This is a genomic window from Streptomyces sp. NPDC051051 (assembly GCF_040682975.1).
Taxonomy (GTDB): domain Bacteria; phylum Actinomycetota; class Actinomycetes; order Streptomycetales; family Streptomycetaceae; genus Streptomyces.
Genome location: NZ_JBFBCB010000090.1, coordinates 1 through 15,948, shown reverse-complemented (window position 1 = coordinate 15,948; position 15,948 = coordinate 1). Strand labels below are relative to the sequence as shown.

15 protein-coding genes and 1 riboswitch are annotated in these 15,948 nt (G+C 72.3%); of the genes, 4 read left to right on the top strand and 11 right to left on the bottom strand.

All coding sequences use genetic code 11. The features are described from left to right. Nucleotides 1-129: 129 nt before the first annotated feature. From AB0N31_RS35055 to AB0N31_RS35015, 9 genes are all read right to left on the bottom strand, one after another. A complete protein-coding gene (locus AB0N31_RS35055; RefSeq protein WP_366062573.1) occupies nt 130-1,176 on the bottom strand; it encodes a hemolysin family protein in 1,047 nt (348 codons plus the stop codon). Beyond that, nucleotides 1,173-2,498, bottom strand: a complete 1,326-nt coding sequence (locus AB0N31_RS35050) for a hemolysin family protein (RefSeq protein WP_366062572.1) — start codon at nt 2,496-2,498, stop codon at nt 1,173-1,175. Before AB0N31_RS35050 ends, AB0N31_RS35055 begins: the two co-directional genes overlap by 4 nt. Before the next feature lie 222 nt (nt 2,499-2,720). Next, nucleotides 2,721-3,173 carry a PH domain-containing protein gene (locus tag AB0N31_RS35045; protein WP_366062571.1) on the bottom strand — a complete coding sequence of 151 codons (453 nt, stop codon included), beginning with the start codon at nt 3,171-3,173 and terminating at the stop codon, nt 2,721-2,723. Nucleotides 3,174-3,186: 13 nt separating this feature from the next. After that, on the bottom strand, nt 3,187-4,035 hold the full coding sequence (gene hisG, locus AB0N31_RS35040) for an ATP phosphoribosyltransferase (RefSeq protein WP_363091415.1): 849 nt from the start codon (nt 4,033-4,035) through the stop codon (nt 3,187-3,189). A gap of 48 nt (nt 4,036-4,083) precedes the next feature. Further along, a complete protein-coding gene (locus tag AB0N31_RS35035) occupies nt 4,084-4,356 on the bottom strand; it encodes a phosphoribosyl-ATP diphosphatase (RefSeq protein ID WP_356280403.1) in 273 nt (90 codons plus the stop codon). Nucleotides 4,357-4,389: 33 nt separating this feature from the next. After that, nucleotides 4,390-4,875 (bottom strand): 6,7-dimethyl-8-ribityllumazine synthase, encoded by a 486-nt coding sequence (ribH, locus tag AB0N31_RS35030; RefSeq protein ID WP_366062570.1) that lies wholly within the window; start codon nt 4,873-4,875, stop codon nt 4,390-4,392. A 20-nt stretch (nt 4,876-4,895) separates the two neighbouring features. Further along, entirely contained in the window at nt 4,896-6,185 is a 1,290-nt protein-coding gene (locus AB0N31_RS35025; RefSeq protein ID WP_366062569.1) for a bifunctional 3,4-dihydroxy-2-butanone-4-phosphate synthase/GTP cyclohydrolase II, read from the bottom strand. Beyond that, nucleotides 6,182-6,823 carry a nicotinamide mononucleotide transporter family protein gene (locus AB0N31_RS35020; RefSeq protein ID WP_366062568.1) on the bottom strand — a complete coding sequence of 214 codons (642 nt, stop codon included), beginning with the start codon at nt 6,821-6,823 and terminating at the stop codon, nt 6,182-6,184. Before AB0N31_RS35020 ends, AB0N31_RS35025 begins: the two co-directional genes overlap by 4 nt. Beyond that, nucleotides 6,820-7,425: a riboflavin synthase gene (locus AB0N31_RS35015; RefSeq protein WP_366062567.1), complete on the bottom strand. Its 606-nt coding sequence runs from the start codon at nt 7,423-7,425 to the stop codon at nt 6,820-6,822. Before AB0N31_RS35015 ends, AB0N31_RS35020 begins: the two co-directional genes overlap by 4 nt. 149 nt (nt 7,426-7,574) lie before the next feature. Then, nucleotides 7,575-7,705: riboswitch (FMN riboswitch) on the bottom strand. A 212-nt stretch (nt 7,706-7,917) separates the two neighbouring features. On the opposite strand from AB0N31_RS35015, the gene AB0N31_RS35010 reads away from it, so the two are divergent. Next, on the top strand, nt 7,918-10,284 hold the full coding sequence (locus AB0N31_RS35010; RefSeq protein ID WP_366062566.1) for a chitinase C-terminal domain-containing protein: 2,367 nt from the start codon (nt 7,918-7,920) through the stop codon (nt 10,282-10,284). 81 nt (nt 10,285-10,365) lie between these two features. On the opposite strand, the gene AB0N31_RS35005 is transcribed toward AB0N31_RS35010, so the two are convergent. Next, entirely contained in the window at nt 10,366-11,604 is a 1,239-nt protein-coding gene (locus AB0N31_RS35005; protein WP_366062565.1) for an ROK family transcriptional regulator, read from the bottom strand. Nucleotides 11,605-11,755: 151 nt separating this feature from the next. Here AB0N31_RS35005 and AB0N31_RS35000 point away from each other — a divergent pair, with 151 nt between their 5' ends. After that, on the top strand, nt 11,756-12,967 hold the full coding sequence (locus AB0N31_RS35000; RefSeq protein ID WP_366062564.1) for an MFS transporter: 1,212 nt from the start codon (nt 11,756-11,758) through the stop codon (nt 12,965-12,967). On the opposite strand, the gene AB0N31_RS34995 is transcribed toward AB0N31_RS35000, so the two are convergent. Further along, nucleotides 12,927-13,385, bottom strand: a complete 459-nt coding sequence (locus AB0N31_RS34995; protein ID WP_366062563.1) for a thioesterase family protein — start codon at nt 13,383-13,385, stop codon at nt 12,927-12,929. The two genes, AB0N31_RS35000 and AB0N31_RS34995, sit on opposite strands and share 41 nt — an antisense overlap. A gap of 191 nt (nt 13,386-13,576) precedes the next feature. Between AB0N31_RS34995 and AB0N31_RS34990 the strand changes: the two genes are divergently transcribed. Together AB0N31_RS34990 and AB0N31_RS34985 are read left to right on the top strand one after the other, a co-directional pair. Beyond that, nucleotides 13,577-14,956: a solute carrier family 23 protein gene (locus AB0N31_RS34990; protein WP_366062562.1), complete on the top strand. Its 1,380-nt coding sequence runs from the start codon at nt 13,577-13,579 to the stop codon at nt 14,954-14,956. A gap of 192 nt (nt 14,957-15,148) precedes the next feature. After that, on the top strand, nt 15,149-15,859 hold the full coding sequence (locus tag AB0N31_RS34985) for a DUF5995 family protein (RefSeq protein WP_366062561.1): 711 nt from the start codon (nt 15,149-15,151) through the stop codon (nt 15,857-15,859). Nucleotides 15,860-15,948 lie beyond the last annotated feature (89 nt).

The window sequence follows — 15,948 nt, the reverse complement described above, 5'->3', positions numbered from 1 at the left end:
GGGGGGGGCGCGCCTCTTTTGGGGTGTCGCGGCCCCCCCCCCGACAACGCGGCGAGCGTGCGTGCCAGGCGTCGCCGGGCAGACGGGACTTTCGAAACACGCCCTAGGCGTGCTGTCCGGACAGCACGCCTAGGTCGCCATCACCACCTCGGGGTAGTCCCGGTGGGCGGGATCCGTCACCTCGCCCACCAGCAGCTCCAGGACGTCCTCCAGGGCGACCAGCCCGAGCACCCTGCCCGAGGCGTCCGCGACCTGCGCCAGGTGCGTCGCCGCCCGCCGCATCACCGTCAGCGCGTCGTCCAGCGGCAGTTCGGAGCGGAGCGTCGTCATCGGGCGCCACACCTGCTGGGGCACCGCCCGGTCGGACTCCTCGAGGTCGAGGACGTCCTTCACGTGGAGGTAGCCCATGAAGGCGCCCTTCTCCGCGGCGACGGGGAAGCGGGAGTAGCCGGTGCGGGCGGTGAGGGCGACGATCTGCCCGGGAGTGACCGACGGCGGGACCGTCACCAGCGACTCGCGCTTGAGCAGGACGTCCGTCACCGGGCGGGAGCCCAGCTCCAGCGCGTCCTCCAGCCGCTCCTGCTCCTCGGGATCGAGCAGGCCGGCCTGACCGGAGTCCTCCACCAGCCGGTTGAGCTGCTCGCTCGTGAAGACGGCCTCGACCTCGTCCTTGGGCTCGACGCTGAAAAGGCGCAGGATGCCCTGGGCGCAGGCGCCGAGGGCGACGGTGACCGGCCGGCAGAGACGGGCGAAGGCGACCAGACCGGGACTGAGCCACAGCGCGGCCTTCTCCGGGGCCGCCATGGCGAGGTTCTTCGGGACCATCTCGCCGACGACGAGGTGGAAGAAGACCACGGCCGCCAGGGCGATGACGTACCCGAGCGGGTGGATCATGCCGTGCGGCAGGTGGATGCCCTCGAAGACCGGCTCCAGCAGCTGCGCCACCGTCGGCTCGGCGACGGCGCCCAGGGTCAGCGAGCACACGGTGATGCCGAACTGGGCGGCGGCCATCATCTGCGGCAGGTGTTCCAGGCCGTGGAGGACCTGGCGGGCCCGCGCGGTGCCCAGCGGCTCGATCTGGCTGCGGCGGACGGAGACGAGGGCGAACTCGGCGCCGACGAAGAAGCCGTTCGCGAGCACGAGGAGGCCGGCGAAGAGGAGTTGGAGCACGCTCATCGGGCGACCTCCACGACCACTCCGGTGCGGACGATCCGGACCCGCTCGGCCCGGTAGTGGCCGACGCGGCGGACCGACAGCCGCCAGCCGGGCAGCTCGGCCCGGTCGCCGACGGCCGGGATGCGGCCGAGCAGGTCGGCGACGAGCCCGGCGACCGTCTCGTACGGTCCCTCGGGCACGTCGAGGCCGATGCGCCGGAGCGTGTCGACCCGGCAACTGCCGTCGACGTCCCAGGCGGGCCTGCCGTCCTCGGGTGGGGCGGCGGCCAGTTCGGGGGTGTCCAGGCCGTCGTGCTCGTCGCGGACCTCGCCGACGATCTCCTCGACGATGTCCTCCAGGGTCACCACGCCGGCCGTGCCGCCGTACTCGTCCACGACGACGGCGATGGGCTGCTCGCTGCGCAGCCGGGCCAGCAGGGGCCGCACGGGCAGGGTTTCGGGGACCAGCAGGGCCGGGCGGGCGATCCGGCCGAGCGGGGTGCGCAGCCGGTCGTGGACGGGGACGGCCAGGGCGTCCTTGAGGTGGACCATGCCGACGACCTCGTCGATCTTCTCGCGGTAGACGGGGAAGCGGGACAGGCCGGTGGCGCGGGTCAGATTGACCACGTCCTCGGCGGTGGCCGACGCCTGGAGGGCGCTGACCTTCACCCGCGGGGTCATCACGTGCTGCGCGGTCAGCTCGGCCAGGGACAGGGTCCGCACGAAGAGGTCGGCCGTGTCCTGTTCGAGCGTGCCGGCCTGGGCGGAGTGCCGGGCCAGGGAGACCAGTTCGCCGGGGGTGCGGGCGGAGGCCAGCTCGTCGGTGGGTTCGACGCCCAGGGCGCGCACGAGCCGGTTGGCGACCGCGTTGAGGCCGGCGATGACCGGCCGGAACAGGCGGGCGAACGCGTGCTGCGGGCCGGCGACGAATCGCGCGACCTGGAGGGGCCTGGAGACCGCCCAGTTCTTCGGCACGAGTTCGCCGATCACCATCTGCACGGCGGAGGCCAGCAGCATGCCGATGACGACGGCCACGCCGGAGACGGCGCCCTCGGGGACGCGGATCGCGGTGAGGGGGCCGCCGAGCAGCTCGGCGAGTGCCGGTTCGGCCAGCATGCCGACGACGAGGGAGGTGATGGTGATGCCGAGTTGGGTGCCGGAGAGCTGGAAGGACAGCTCCTTGAGCGACTCGACGACCGTACGGGCCCGTCGGTCGCCCTCGGCGGCGGCTTTCTCGGCCTCCTGGCGCTCGACGGTGACGAGCCCGAACTCGGCGGCCACGAAGAAGCCGTTGGCGAGGATGAGCAGGAACGCGGCTGCCAGGAGCAGCAGGGGGATGGTCATGAAGCCGCCGCCTCCGCTTCGGAGGGGGCGGCGCAGGTACTACAGGACGAACCGTCCATCGCCGGAGAGGGTCACTCCTCGGGTAGCAGGACCCCCCGTGCGCCCGGCAGGGCACGACAGGGGTGGAGGCGCAAAGGGGACGCCTCCGTCACCAGATTAATCAAGACAGGGGCTTCAGCGGCAGGGTGGACGCCCCCGAGTCAGCCCTGACACTGCTCCGCGTCAGCCCTGATCCTGGTCGGGGTCGTGCACGGACCGGGCCTCCACGAGGCTGCGCAGGGCGCGCGCGTGGGCGATGGCCTGCTGCTTGTCGATGCCCGGCTGGATGCCGAGCGCGGGCAGGCTGGTGCCGTCGCTGAGATCGAGGAACACCCAGGGGTCGCCCTGCCGGAGGTTCACCTGGAGGATCTCGGCCCACTCCAGGCGCCGCCTGCTCGCGATGTTCACCACGGTGACACCGGAGTCGTCGGCGACGACCCTGACCCGGGCGAGCTGGGCCGGGACCCAGAAGCAGAGGACGCCGGTGAGGACGAAGCTGAGCCGCTCCCCCGGCCCGAGCTCCAGCAGCAGGGCGACGGCGGAGATGACGAGGAACAGCACCGCTCCGGCCGAGAGGAGCACCGCGCGGGTGCGGCTCGGCCGGAAGGTGACGGGGAGCGTGGGCTGGTCGGACATCTTCCCGGGGTTCTCAGAGGCGGCAGGCGTGGATGGCCGTGGTGAGGATGGCGCGGGCGCCGATGTCGTACAGGTCGTCCATGATCCGCTGGGCCTCCTTGGCGGGGACCATGGCACGGACGGCGACCCAGCCCTCGTTGTGCAGCGGGGAGACGGTCGGCGACTCCAGGCCGGGGGTGAGCGCGACGGCCTTCTCCAACTGCTCGACGCGGCAGTCGTAGTCCATCATCACGTACGTCCGGGCGACCAGGACGCCCTGGAGGCGGCGCAGGAACTGCTGCACCTTGGGCTCCTCGCCGTCGGCGCCGGTGCGGCGGATGACGACGGCCTCGGACTTCATGATGGGCTCGCCGATGACCTCCAGGCCCGCGTTGCGCAGGGAGGTGCCGGTTTCGACGACGTCGGCGATGACCTCGGCGACACCCAGCTCGATGGCGGTCTCGACGGCGCCGTCCAGGTGGACGACGGAGGCGTCGATGCCGTGGTCGGCGAGGTGCCTGGCGACGATCCCCTCGTAGGAGGTGGCGACCGTCATGCCCTTGAGGTCCTCGACGCCGCCGGCGGTGCCGGGCTTGGTGGCGAAGCGGAAGGTGGAGCGGGCGAAACCGAGCGGGAGGATCTCCTCGGCGTCGGCGCCGGAGTCGATGAGCAGGTCGCGGCCGGTGATGCCGATGTCGAGGCGGCCGGAGGAGACGTAGATCGCGATGTCGCGGGGGCGGAGGTAGAAGAACTCGACCTCGTTCTCCGGGTCGACGATCCGCAGTTCCTTGGACTCGCGGCGCTGCTGGTAGCCGGCCTCATGCAGCATCTCCCCCGCAGGTCCGGACAGGGAACCCTTGTTGGGGATGGCGATGCGCAGCATGAGGTCGGCTTCCTTCGCGTGGTGTGGTTCGGGGGTGGCGGGCGGGGCTCACAGGTGGGCGTAGACGTCGTCCAGCGAGATGCCGCGGGCGACCATCATCACCTGGACGTGGTACAGCAGCTGCGAGATCTCCTCGGCTGCGGCGTCCTTGCCCTCGTACTCGGCGGCCATCCAGACCTCGGCGGCCTCTTCGACGACCTTCTTGCCGATGGCATGGACCCCCTTCCCGACCAGTTCTGCGGTGCGGGAAGTGGCGGGGTCGCCGTCGGCGGCCTTCTGCTGGAGCTCGGTGAACAGCTCCTCGAACGTCTTCTTGGACATGGTGGTCCCACCCTAGCCGTTGTCCGGGCCGGCCTACCGCCAGGGTTCGGATACTGAGCGCAGGGTGGCCGCGGTCGCCACCGCCGCCGTCACCGCCTCGTGTCCCTTGTCCTCGGTGGAGCCCTCGATGCCGGCCCGGTCCAGGGCCTGCTCCTCGGTGTCGCAGGTGAGGACGCCGAAGCCGATGGGCACGCCGGTGTCGACCGAGACCTGGGTCAGGCCCTGGGTGACGCCCTGGCACACGTACTCGAAGTGCGGGGTTCCGCCGCGGATGACGACGCCGAGGGCGACGATCGCGTCGTAGCCGCGGCCCGCGAGGACCTTGGCGACCACCGGGAGTTCCCAGCTGCCGGGGACCCGGAGCAGGGTCGGCTCGTCGATGCCGAGGTCGTGCAGGGCGCGCAGGGCGCCGTCGACCAGACCGTCCATCACCTTTTCGTGCCACTGCGCCGCGATGACGGCGACCCTGAGGTCACCCACATTGCGTACGGACAGCTCCGGTGCACCCTTGCCGCTCACGTCTCTCCTTCGTGCCGTTCTTACTGGTTGCCGCAGGGGGACGCGGGAGCCGTGTCCAGCCAGGGCAGGTCGTGTCCCATCCGGTCCCGCTTGGTGCGCAGGTAGCGGATGTTGTGCTCGCCCGCCTGGACGGGCATCGGTTCGCGGGCGGCGACCTCGATGCCGTGCCGGGTGAGCGCGTCGGTCTTCTCGGGGTTGTTCGTCATCAGACGTACGCTGCGCACGCCCAGGTCGTCGAGGATCCGGGCGCCGGCCGCGTAGTCGCGGGCGTCGGCGGGCAGGCCCAGCTCGAGGTTGGCGTCGAGGGTGTCCCGGCCGCGCTCCTGGAGTTCGTACGCCCGGAGCTTGGACAGCAGGCCGATGCCGCGGCCCTCGTGTCCGCGCAGGTAGACCACGACGCCCCGGCCCTCGGACTGGATGCGTTCCAGGGAGGTGTCGAGCTGGGGGCCGCAGTCGCAGCGCGCGGAGCCGAAGACGTCCCCGGTGAGGCACTCGGAGTGGACGCGGACGAGGACGTCCTCGCCGTCGCCGATCTCGCCGTGCACGAGGGCGACGTGCTCGACGCCGTCGACGGTGGAGCGGTAGCCGTACGCGGTGAAGGTGCCGTGGACGGTGGGCAGGCGGGTCTCGGCCTCGCGGCGGACGGTGGGCTCGGCGGTGCGGCGGTAGGCGATCAGGTCCTCGATGGAGATGATCGTCAGGCCGTGCTTGCGGGCGAAGGGGATCAGCTCGGGCAGGCGGAGCATCCGGCCGTCCTCGCCGGCGATCTCGACGATGGCGCCGGCCGGGCGCAGGCCCGCGAGCCGGGCGAGGTCGACGGCGGCCTCGGTGTGCCCGTTGCGCACGAGGACGCCGCCGGGCCTGGCGCGCAGCGGGAAGACGTGGCCGGGGCGGACGAGGTCGGTGGGCCGGGCGGTGCCGTCGGCCAGGAGCCGCAGGGTGGTGGCGCGGTCGGCGGCGGAGATGCCGGTGGTCACGCCGTGCGCGGCGGAGGCGTCGACGGAGACGGTGAAGGCGGTCTTCATAGACTCGGTGTTGTCCGCGACCATCTGCGGGAGTTCGAGCCGGTCGAGTTCGTCGCCCTCCATGGGGGCGCAGATCAGCCCGCGGCACTCGCTCATCATGAAGGCGACGATCTCGGGGGTGGCCTTCTCGGCGGCGATGACGAGGTCGCCCTCGTTCTCGCGGTTCTCGTCGTCGACGACCACGACCGGACGGCCGGCGGCGATGTCGGCGACGGCCCTCTCGACCGGGTCGAGCGCGAAGTCCTCGACGCCGTCGGGGGTGTGGAGGACGGGTGCCGTGCTCATGCGGGCGCTCCTTCCAGAGCGGGCCGCGGACCCCTGCGGGAGCGCAGCCACCAGTCGCGCATGCCCCACAGGACGAGCGCGCCGTAGATGACGTAGACGAAGCCGGAGAAGGCGTAGCCGTTGGCGAAGTTCAGGGGGACGCCGACGAGGTCGACGAGGAGCCAGGCGAACCAGAACTCGACCATGCCCTTGGCCTGGGCGTACATGGCGACGACGGTGCCGACGAAGATGTAGGCGTCGGGCCAGGGGTCCCAGGACAGGGTGGGGTAGGCCGTGAAGAGGAGCGCTACCGCGACCGTGCCGCCGACGGCGGCGCCGGTCATGGCGGCGCGCTCGCGCCAGGTGGCGAAGCGCGGGGTGATGTGGCCGTCGGCGGATCCGCTCCGGTCGCGGTTCCACTGCCACCAGCCGTAGAGGGCGACGGCCATGACGACGGCCTGCTTGCCGGCGCTGCCGGTGAGGTGGCCGAAGAAGGCGCCGAAGAGGACGAGGCCGGAGAGGAACTGCACCGGCCAGCTCCAGATGGACCGGCGCCAGCCGAGTGCGAGTGCGGCCAGTCCGAAGATGTTGCCGATCATGTCCGACCAGAGGATGTGCTGGTCGAAGAGGACGAAGGCCTCGGAGTTCAGGGAGTTCACTTCGCCGCCCCGTCAGTGGCGGTCATCAGGCGCTCCACGTACTTGGCAACGATGTCCACCTCGAGGTTGACCGGGTCGCCGGGCTGCTTGAGGCCGAGGGTGGTCAGGTCGAGGGTGGTGGGGATGAGGCTGACGGTGAAGTGGTCGGACCCGGCCTCCACGACCGTGAGGCTGATGCCGTCGACGGTGATGGACCCCTTCTCGACGACGTACCGGGCGAGGCCGGCGGGGAGGGCGATCCTGACGATCTCCCAGTGCTCGGAGGGCGTGCGCTCCAGGACCTGTCCGGTGCCGTCGACGTGGCCCTGCACGATGTGGCCGCCGAGACGCGCGCCGACGGCGGTGGGCCGTTCGAGGTTGACGCGGGAGCCGACGGTGAGGACGCCGAGGCTGGACCGCTTCAGGGTCTCGGCCATGACGTCGGCGGTGAACTCGTCGCCCTCGTGTTCGACGACGGTGAGGCAGACGCCGTTGACGGCGATGGAGTCACCGTGTTTCGCGCCGTCGGTGACGACGGGGCCGCGGACGCGGAAGCGACAGGCGTCGTCGAGGTTCTCGACAGCGGTGATCTCGCCCAGTTCTTCGACGATTCCGGTGAACACTTCCCGGGTCCTCCTGCCTCGTTCGGGCACGGACTCCGGGGCCTGTCGATGACGACAGAGTGAAACGGGTGAGGACATCGGGGGGCGACGCCGGACAGACTCGTCCACGGACGAGTACGGATACGGCGGCGCGCACGAATGCCCGCCCGCCGCGCACTGCCTCCCATCCGGACTTTAACCGTCGGTCCAGGAATTTCACCTGGTCAACCGGCCGCTGGAAGCGGTCGGGTCGCGGACTGTAACCGCCGGTTCGGAATTTCACCGACCCCGGAGTGCGCTGCTTTAGGTACAGGGCCAGTGTGCCACGCCGGGTACGCGTCCATGCGGGTGACGTCTGTGGGGTGGCTCACAGGCGCAGGGACGTCCCGGCCGGGCCGCCCGGCGCCCCAACTCGCGACCGGGGCACCCCCTCTCCCGGTTGGTCCATACCTATTGACGCATTGGTCTAGTCCTCTCTAGGGTCTGCGCAACTTCCGTGGAGAGGAACCGACTGTGCTGTCCCCCTCACGACACCGGGCGAGACCCGCACTGTTCGCCGCCGCGGCGGCGGTGGCGGGCCTGCTGCTCGCCGGACTGCCGGCCACCGTCTCGAACGCCGCCGACCAGGAGTCCTGCCGCCCCGACGGCCTCTACGAGACGCCGGGCGTGAACGTCCCCTACTGCTCGGTCTACGACACGGCCGGCCGGGAGAAGATGGGCGCCGACCACCAGCGCCGGGTGATCGGCTACTTCACCGGCTGGCGCACCGGCAAGGACGGCACACCCGCCTACCTGGCCCCGGACATCCCGTGGGACAAGGTCACCCACCTCAACTACGCGTTCGCGCACGTCGACGGGGCCGGCAAGCTCTCCGTCGGCGCGGACGGCGCCGCCAACGCGGCGACCGGGATGACCTGGCCGGGCGTGGCCGGTGCCGACATGGACCCGGCACTCCCCTACCAGGGCCATTTCAACCTGCTCAACAAGTTCAAGAAGCAGCACCCCGACGTGAAGACCCTGATCTCCGTGGGCGGCTGGGCGGAGACCGGCGGCTACTTCGCCGCCGACGGCACCCGCGTCGACTCGGGCGGTTTCTACTCCATGGCCACGAACGCGGACGGCTCGGTCAACCGGACCGGCATCGACACCTTCGCGGACTCCGCCGTCGACTTCATCAGGAAGTACGGCTTCAACGGCGTCGACATCGACTACGAGTACCCGACGACCATGAAGGACGCGGGCAACCCGCTCGACTGGTCCCTCTCCAACGCCCGCCGCGCCGGACTCGTCAAGGGCTACGCGGCGCTGATGAGGACGCTGCGCGAGAAGCTCGACCGCGCGGGCTCGGCGGACGGGAAGCACTACCTGCTGTCGGTGGCCGCGCCCTCGTCCGGATACCTGCTGCGCGGCATGGAGACCTTCCAGGTCCAGAAGTACCTGGACTACGTCAACATCATGTCCTACGACCTGCACGGCGCCTGGAACGAGTACGTCGGCCCGAACGCCTCCCTCTTCGACGACGGCAAGGACGCCGAACTCGCCGCGGCGGGCGTGTACTCGACATCGCAGTACGGCGGGATCGGCTACCTGAACACCGACTGGGCCTACCACTACTTCCGTGGGTCGATGCCGGCCGGCCGCATCAACATCGGGCTCCCCTACTACACCCGGGGGTTCAGGAACGTCACCGGCGGGACCGACGGGCTGTGGGGCAGGGCGGCCACGACCACCTGTCCGGCCGGGTCCGGCCTCACCAGGTGCGGGGACGGCGCCGTCGGCATCGACAACCTCTGGCACGACCTGGACACCGCCGGGAAGGAGGCGCCCGCCGGATCCAACCCGATGTGGCACGCCAAGAACCTGGAGAAGGGCGTCGTCGGGGACTACGTCACGCGGTACGGCTTCCCGGCCGACACCCGGCTGACCGGCACGTACGCCCGCAGGTACGACGCCACGCTGGTCGCGCCCTGGCTGTGGAACGCCGAGAAGAAGGTGTTCCTGTCCACCGAGGACGAGCAGTCCGTCGCCGCCAAGGCCGACTACGTGGTCGACCAGGGCATCGGCGGCACCATGGTGTGGGAGCTGGCCGGTGACTACGGCTGGAACGCGGCCGAGGGGCAGTACGAGCCGGGGTCGACGCTGACCTCCACGATGTACGAGAGGTTCCGGTCGGCCTCGCCCTACGGCGCGAAGCGGTCGACGGCGGAGCTGCCGGCGGAGGCGCTGAAGATCGACGTGGAGTTCGGGCAGTTCCCGCTCGGCGACTCCAACTACCCGATCAGCCCCAAGCTCAGGATCACCAACAACACGTCGACGACCCTGCCCGGCGGCACCGAGTTCCGCTTCGACTACGGCACGTCGGCGCCCGGCAACGCCAAGGACCAGTCCGGCTGGGGCACTTCGGTGATCAGCAGCGATCACACGGGGAGCAACGTCGGCGGTCTCAAGGGCGCGTACCACCGGGTGTCGCTGAAGCTGCCGACCTGGCAGACGCTGGCGCCGGGGGCGTCGGCGGAGCTGGATCTCGTCTACCACCTGCCGGTGTCGACGCCCTCGAACTGGACGGTGACCTTCGGCGGACGGACGTACGCGCTGGCCGGTGACCTGGCGCGCGGCACCACGGTGGTGGAACCGGGGCCGTCGGCTCCGGCCAGTCCGAGCCCGAGTGCGAGCCCGAGCCCGTCGGGCAGCGTCTCCCCGTCGCCCTCCGGCGGGACCGGGCAGTGCACCGCCCCCGCCTGGGCCGCGACGGCGGAGTACGCCGGCGGGAGCCGGGTGTCCCACAAGGGGCGCACCTGGCGCGCCCAGTGGTGGACGAGGGGCGAGGAGCCCGGCACCACCGGTGACTGGGGGGTGTGGCGGGACCTCGGTTCCTGCTGACCCGGTACGACCGGCCCGGTGGCGGTGACGACGGCCCTTGCCCGCCGCCGGGCCTCTCCACGACCCGGCCCCCTGGGGAATTCAGCCGTCACGGCCTCCGAACAGCTCCGCCTGGGCGGACTCCCGTGCCGTCAGCAGTGCGCCGCGCAGTACCGCCGCGCCGCCCAGGGGGCTCGGGCGCACCTGGGTGGGGAGCGGCGCCATCCGCCGCAGCCGTTGCGCCACCCGGGCCGCGAGGGTCTCGCCGCCGGCCCGGCCGACCTCCCCGCCGAGGACCACGCATCCGGGGTCGAGGACGGCGACGACGGAGGCGGCGCCGATGGCCAGCCGGTCGGCGAGGGAGTCGAGGAAGCGTGCGGAGGCGCTGTCGGAGTCGCTGCCGGGGGCCTCCCGGCCGTCGCCTGCGCCGGCTTCCACCCGCGCCACCGCCGCCCGGACCAGGCCGGCCGCCTCCGGTTCGCCGGGCACCGGGTCCGGGGCCGGGCCCAGCCCGTGCTCCCGCGCCAGCGCCGCGACCGCCGCCGAGCCGGCCAGGGAGTGGAAGCCGCCCTCGCAGTCCGTGGCCGACGGCAGGCCGGTGGTGCCGGGGACCGGCAGGAAACCGATCTCGCCGGTGCCGCCGGAGGCCCCCCGGCGCAGGGTGCCGTCCAGGACGACGGCCGCGCCCGTGCCGTGGCCCAGCCACAGCAGCACGAAGGTGTCGCGGTCCCGGGCGACGCCCTCGCGCTGTTCGGCCAGGGCGGCGAGGTTGGTCTCGTTCTCGACGGTGACGCGGGCCGCGGGCAGCCGTTCCTGGAGGGCGGCCACCAGGCGGCGGTGCCAGGCGGGCAGGCCGGAGGAGTCGCGCAGTTCGCCGCTGGCGGGGTCGATGAGGCCGGGCGCGCCGATGCCGACGGTGTGCAGCCGGTCGGCCCCGGCCTCCTTCACGGCCCGTTCGACCAGGGTCACCGCCTGCTCCACGGCGGGCCCCGTGCCGATGTCGCCGCCGATGGGCACGGACGCCTCGGCGAGCACCCGCCCCACCAGGTCGGAGACCAGCACGGCGACGCCCTCGGTGCGGACGTCCAGCGCCGCCAGGTGGGCCCGGTCCGCGACGATGCCGTGGAGCCGGGCGTTCGGGCCGCGCCGCTGCTCCCCCGCCTCGCCCACGACCTCGATCAGGCCGGAGGCGGTGAGGCGTTCGACGAGGTCGGCGACGGTGGGCCGGGACAGGCCGGTGAGCTGTTTCAACTGCCCCGCCGTCAAAGGGCCTTCGTCCTGCAGGAGCCGCAGGGCGAGCCGGTCGTTGATGGCCCGGGCGGTGCTCGGGGATGCGGGCATGCGCGGAATCCTCCCATGGGCGCCGGAGCGTCACCCCGGACCGGCCTCTATTTATCAGGCAGGGTTCCTGATAGTTTACGCAGGCGCCGCACGGACGCGGCCTGCGCACGGCACCGCGCCGGGCGGCACACCGGCGAGGAGGGGCCCGGGAATGAGCGAAGCGGCATACGCACCGTCGGAGGTGCGGCGGGCCCGGTACGCGGTGGCCGCCGTGTTCACCGTGCACGGCGCGGTCACCGGCTCCTTCGCCACACGGGTGCCGTGGATCCAGGACCACGCCTCCGTGAGCGCCGGCCAGCTCGGCTTCGCCCTGGCCTTCACCGCGTTCGGCGCGGCCTGCGCCATGCCGCTGGCCGGCCGGATCACCCACCGCCTCGGCAGCCGGGCCGCCCTGCGCGCACTGCTCGCGCTGTGGACGCTGGCACTGGTCCTGCCCTCCCTCGCGCCGGACATGCTCACCCTGTGCCTGGCGATGTTCGTCTACGGCGCCACCGCGGGCATGGCCGACGTCGCGATGAACGCCCTCGGCGTCGAGGTCGAGCAGCGGCTCGAGAAGTCGATCATGTCGGGGCTGCACGGCATGTGGAGCGCGGGCGCGCTGCTCGGCTCGGCGGCCGGCACCCTCGCCGCGCACCTGGGCACGGACGCGCGCCTGCACCACGCCCTGGCGGCGGCCGCGCTCACCGCGCTCGGCCTGCTGGCCTGCCGGTGGGTGCTCGACCTGCGGCCCACCGAGGACGAGGAGCCCCCGCCGCGCTTCACCCTGCCGCCCCGCTCGGCGCTGCTGATCGGCGCGGTCGGGTTCTGCGCGGTGTTCGCGGAGGGCGCGAGCCTGGACTGGTCGGCGGTCTACCTGGACGACCACCTCGGCACCTCGGCCGGTCTCGCGGCGGCCTGCACGACCGGCTTCATGCTCACCATGGCGGTGGCCCGGATCGTGGGGGACGCCGTGGTGAACCGGTTCGGCGCGGTCCGCACGGTCCGTGCGGGCGGGGTGCTGGCCGCCGCGGGCGGGCTGCTGATCGTGGTGGCGGACCACCCGGCGACGGCCATCGGCGGGTTCGGGATGATGGGCCTCGGCATCGCCGTCGTCGTCCCGCTGTGCTTCGCGGCGGCCGGGCACAGCGGCCCGAACCCCAGCCAGGCCATCGCGGGCGTCGCGACCATCACCTACACCTCGGGGCTGATCGCGCCGAGCCTGATCGGCGGGGTGGCGCAGGCGACCAGCCTCGTGGTGTCGTTCGGCGTGGTGACGGTGCTGGCGTTCGGGCTCGTCGTGTTCGCGGGCGTGCTGCGCGGCGGCGAGCGCAGGTCCGTGAAGGTCAGTCCGCCGGACGCAGCAGTGCCCGGCCCGCGCTCCTGAGCGTCTCGCTCCACGGCGCCGGGCGCATGGTCGTGGGGTCGAGGCGGACCAGGACGCGGGTGCCCCGCGCGTAGGTGACCGCCCCGTCGGCCGAGCAGAACCGGAAGCCGTAGGTCAGGCCGGTGTTGCCGAGCCGCTCCAGCCACAGGTGGACGGCGTAGGCACCCGGCTTGGTGACGGGCGCCTCGTAGCCGATGCGCAGTTCCTTCACGGCGTTGCAGGCGTCGCCGGCCGCGGCCCAGTCCCCCTCGAAGCGCACGCCGTGCTCCTGCCACAGCTCGGTCCAGGCCCGCTCGACCATCAGCGGATAGCGGGCGTTGTGCAGCAGTCCGAGCGCGTCGAGGTCGTCGAAGTGGACGGTGACGGGCATCAGCCGGCCGTGGGACAGGGCGGGGGCGGCCGGGGCTTCGGCGGTCACGGGCGGGGCTCCTGGGGGACGAGGGAAGATGTACGAGGCAATCACCCCTATCCTAAGCGGTCGCTCACCCTCCGGATTCGCGTGAGAATGGGCCGGACATCCACACCGCGCCGGAGGACTTCCGCACCGCACCGGGACGACTTCCGCACCGGAACGGCTTCGGCGCCGCACGAACGAAAGCGAAACCCACCATGGATCTTGGCGTCCGCTGGAAACTGCACGGCGACGGGCGCACGCCGGAGCCCGGAGCGGTGGTCCGCCCCGACGAGCGGCTCTCCTGGCCCCGCACGGCCGGCCTCGGCGCACAGCACGTGGTGGCCATGTTCGGGGCGTCCTTCGTGGCCCCCGTCCTGATGGGCCTGGACCCCAACCTGGCCATCATGATGTCGGGCGTCGCGACCATGATCTTCCTGCTCGCGACCCGCGGCCGGGTGCCCAGCTACCTCGGCTGCTCGCTGTCGTTCGTGGGCGTCGCGGCGGTCATCCGCGCCCAGGGCGGCACGAGCGCCACCGTCACCGGCGCGGTCCTCGTCGTGGGTGTCGCGCTCTTCCTGGTGGGCGTGGCCGTGCAGCGGTTCGGCGCCCGGATCATCCACGTCGCGATGCCACCGGTCGTGACGGGCGCGGTCGTGATGCTGATCGGCTTCAACCTCGCCCCCGTCACCGCCTCCACCTACTGGCCGCAGGACCAGTGGACGGCCCTGCTGGTCATGCTGTTCACGGGTCTGGCCGTGGTCTGCCTGCGCGGCTTCTGGTCCCGCATCGCGATCTTCCTCGGTCTGGTCTTCGGCTACGGCATCTCCTGGGCGTTCGACCGGATCTTCGGCCGGATCCAGTCGGCGGACGCGAGCGGCAAGGTCGTCGACCACTGGCGGCTGGACCTCTCCGCCGTGGGCCGGGCCGACTGGATCGGCCTGCCGTCCTTCCACGGCCCGAGCTTCGAGTGGTCGGCGATCCTGGTGGCCCTCCCCGTCGTCATCGCGCTGGTCGCGGAGAACGCCGGACACGTCAAGGCGGTCGGCGAGATGACCGGCGACCCGCTGGACGACCAGCTGGGCACGGCGATCTCGGCCGACGGCATCGGTTCCGTGCTGTCCACGGCGGTCGGCGGCCCGCCCACCACCACGTACTCCGAGAACATCGGCGTGATGGCCGCGACCCGCGTCTACTCCACGGCCGCCTACTGGGCCGCGGCGGGCTTCGCGCTGCTGTTCGGCCTGTGCCCCAAGTTCGGCGCGGTGGTGGCAGCGATCCCGGGCGGTGTCCTCGGCGGCATCACCGTCATCCTGTACGGCATGATCGGCCTGCTCGGTGCCCAGATCTGGCTCAACGCCGGGGTCGACCTGCGCAATCCGCTGAACCTGGTCCCGGCCGCCGCGGGCATCATCATCGGCGTCGGCAACGTCACCATGGAGTTCACCGACACCTTCTCGCTCAGCGGCATCGCCCTCGGCACCCTGGTCGTCATCACCGGTTACCACGCCCTGCGCGCCTTCGCCCCCGCCCACCTCAAGAACCAGCCGCCGCTCCTCGACGAGGGCACCAGTTCCTACGACGAGACCGGCTCGTAGGCGTACCGGGGGCGCCCGCCCGACCACCGTCGCGGCCGGGGCGGCGGGTGCGGCGCCCCGCCGTCCGACCCGCGACTCGGGTACGGCCCGCACGCGCCTTTCGCCTCCCGCGCGACGGACCTGTTCGCCCGTTCCGGGGAAGCGCCGGGCCTGCGGACCCGCGGGCCCTCCCGGGGCTGCGACCCTTCCTGCATGCCGCACCCGGAACAGTTCGTCCCTCCCCCCGGCGCGTCCGCCGGCGTCGACGGGGTGCTCTCCCGTATGCGCGCCCTCGACGCGGCCCTCCCGCCACGGGACGGGATCGCCGTCTTCAACCGCGCCTACCTCGCCGTGACGGAGGAGGTGGACCGGCACATCGGCACCGGCCGGTTCGACGACCCCCGAGCCGCTGTCACGCTGGACGTCCGGTTCGCGGAGCGCTACCTCGCCGCCGTCGACGCGGCCACGGCCGACCGCCGTCCCCCGGCCTGCTGGCGCCCGCTGTTCCAGCTCCGCCGCCACCCGGGCGTACGGCCGCTGCAGTTCGCGCTCGCGGGCATCAACGCCCACGTCGGGCACGACCTCGCGCTCGCCGTCGTGGACGCCTGTCGGAGCCTCGGCTGCGAACCGGCCGAACTGGAGGACGAGTTCGACCGGGTGGGCGATCTCCTGGTGGCGCTGGAGGAGCGCGTGCACGAGGACCTGACGCCCGGCCCCGACCTGCTCCGGATCGCCGATCCGCTCACCCATCTGCTCGGCTCCTGGAGTCTGGAGCGGGCCCGCGAGGCCACCTGGTCCGCGGCCCGCGCCCTGTGGGCCCTGCGCCGTCTCCCGGACGTCGCCGGGGAGTTCACCGACCGCCTCGACGCGGCGGTCGGCTTCGCGGGCCGCATGCTCCTGACCCCCCTGCCGGACACGCCCTAGGGCGTGTTTCGAAAGTAGCGTCGTCTGCCCGAAGGGCAGGCCCGGCGGCGTCTGGTGCGTGCGATCGCAAGGCGGAGGGTCGCCCCGAT

Excerpts from the sequence above, each read along its gene's own strand:
- AB0N31_RS35025 (WP_366062569.1), bottom strand. The coding sequence starts at position 6,185 with ATGAGCACGGCACCCGTCCTCCACACCCCCGACGGCGTCGAGGACTTC.
- AB0N31_RS35045 (WP_366062571.1), bottom strand. The coding sequence starts at position 3,173 with ATGTCCGACCAGCCCACGCTCCCCGTCACCTTCCGGCCGAGCCGCACC.
- AB0N31_RS35000 (WP_366062564.1), top strand. The coding sequence starts at position 11,756 with ATGAGCGAAGCGGCATACGCACCGTCGGAGGTGCGGCGGGCCCGGTAC.
- AB0N31_RS35035 (WP_356280403.1), bottom strand. The coding sequence starts at position 4,356 with ATGTCCAAGAAGACGTTCGAGGAGCTGTTCACCGAGCTCCAGCAGAAG.
- hisG (WP_363091415.1), bottom strand. The coding sequence starts at position 4,035 with ATGCTGCGCATCGCCATCCCCAACAAGGGTTCCCTGTCCGGACCTGCG.
- AB0N31_RS35050 (WP_366062572.1), bottom strand. The coding sequence starts at position 2,498 with ATGACCATCCCCCTGCTGCTCCTGGCAGCCGCGTTCCTGCTCATCCTC.
- AB0N31_RS35005 (WP_366062565.1), bottom strand. The coding sequence starts at position 11,604 with ATGCCCGCATCCCCGAGCACCGCCCGGGCCATCAACGACCGGCTCGCC.
- AB0N31_RS34990 (WP_366062562.1), top strand. The coding sequence starts at position 13,577 with ATGGATCTTGGCGTCCGCTGGAAACTGCACGGCGACGGGCGCACGCCG.
- AB0N31_RS35055 (WP_366062573.1), bottom strand. The coding sequence starts at position 1,176 with ATGAGCGTGCTCCAACTCCTCTTCGCCGGCCTCCTCGTGCTCGCGAAC.
- AB0N31_RS34985 (WP_366062561.1), top strand. The coding sequence starts at position 15,149 with ATGCCGCACCCGGAACAGTTCGTCCCTCCCCCCGGCGCGTCCGCCGGC.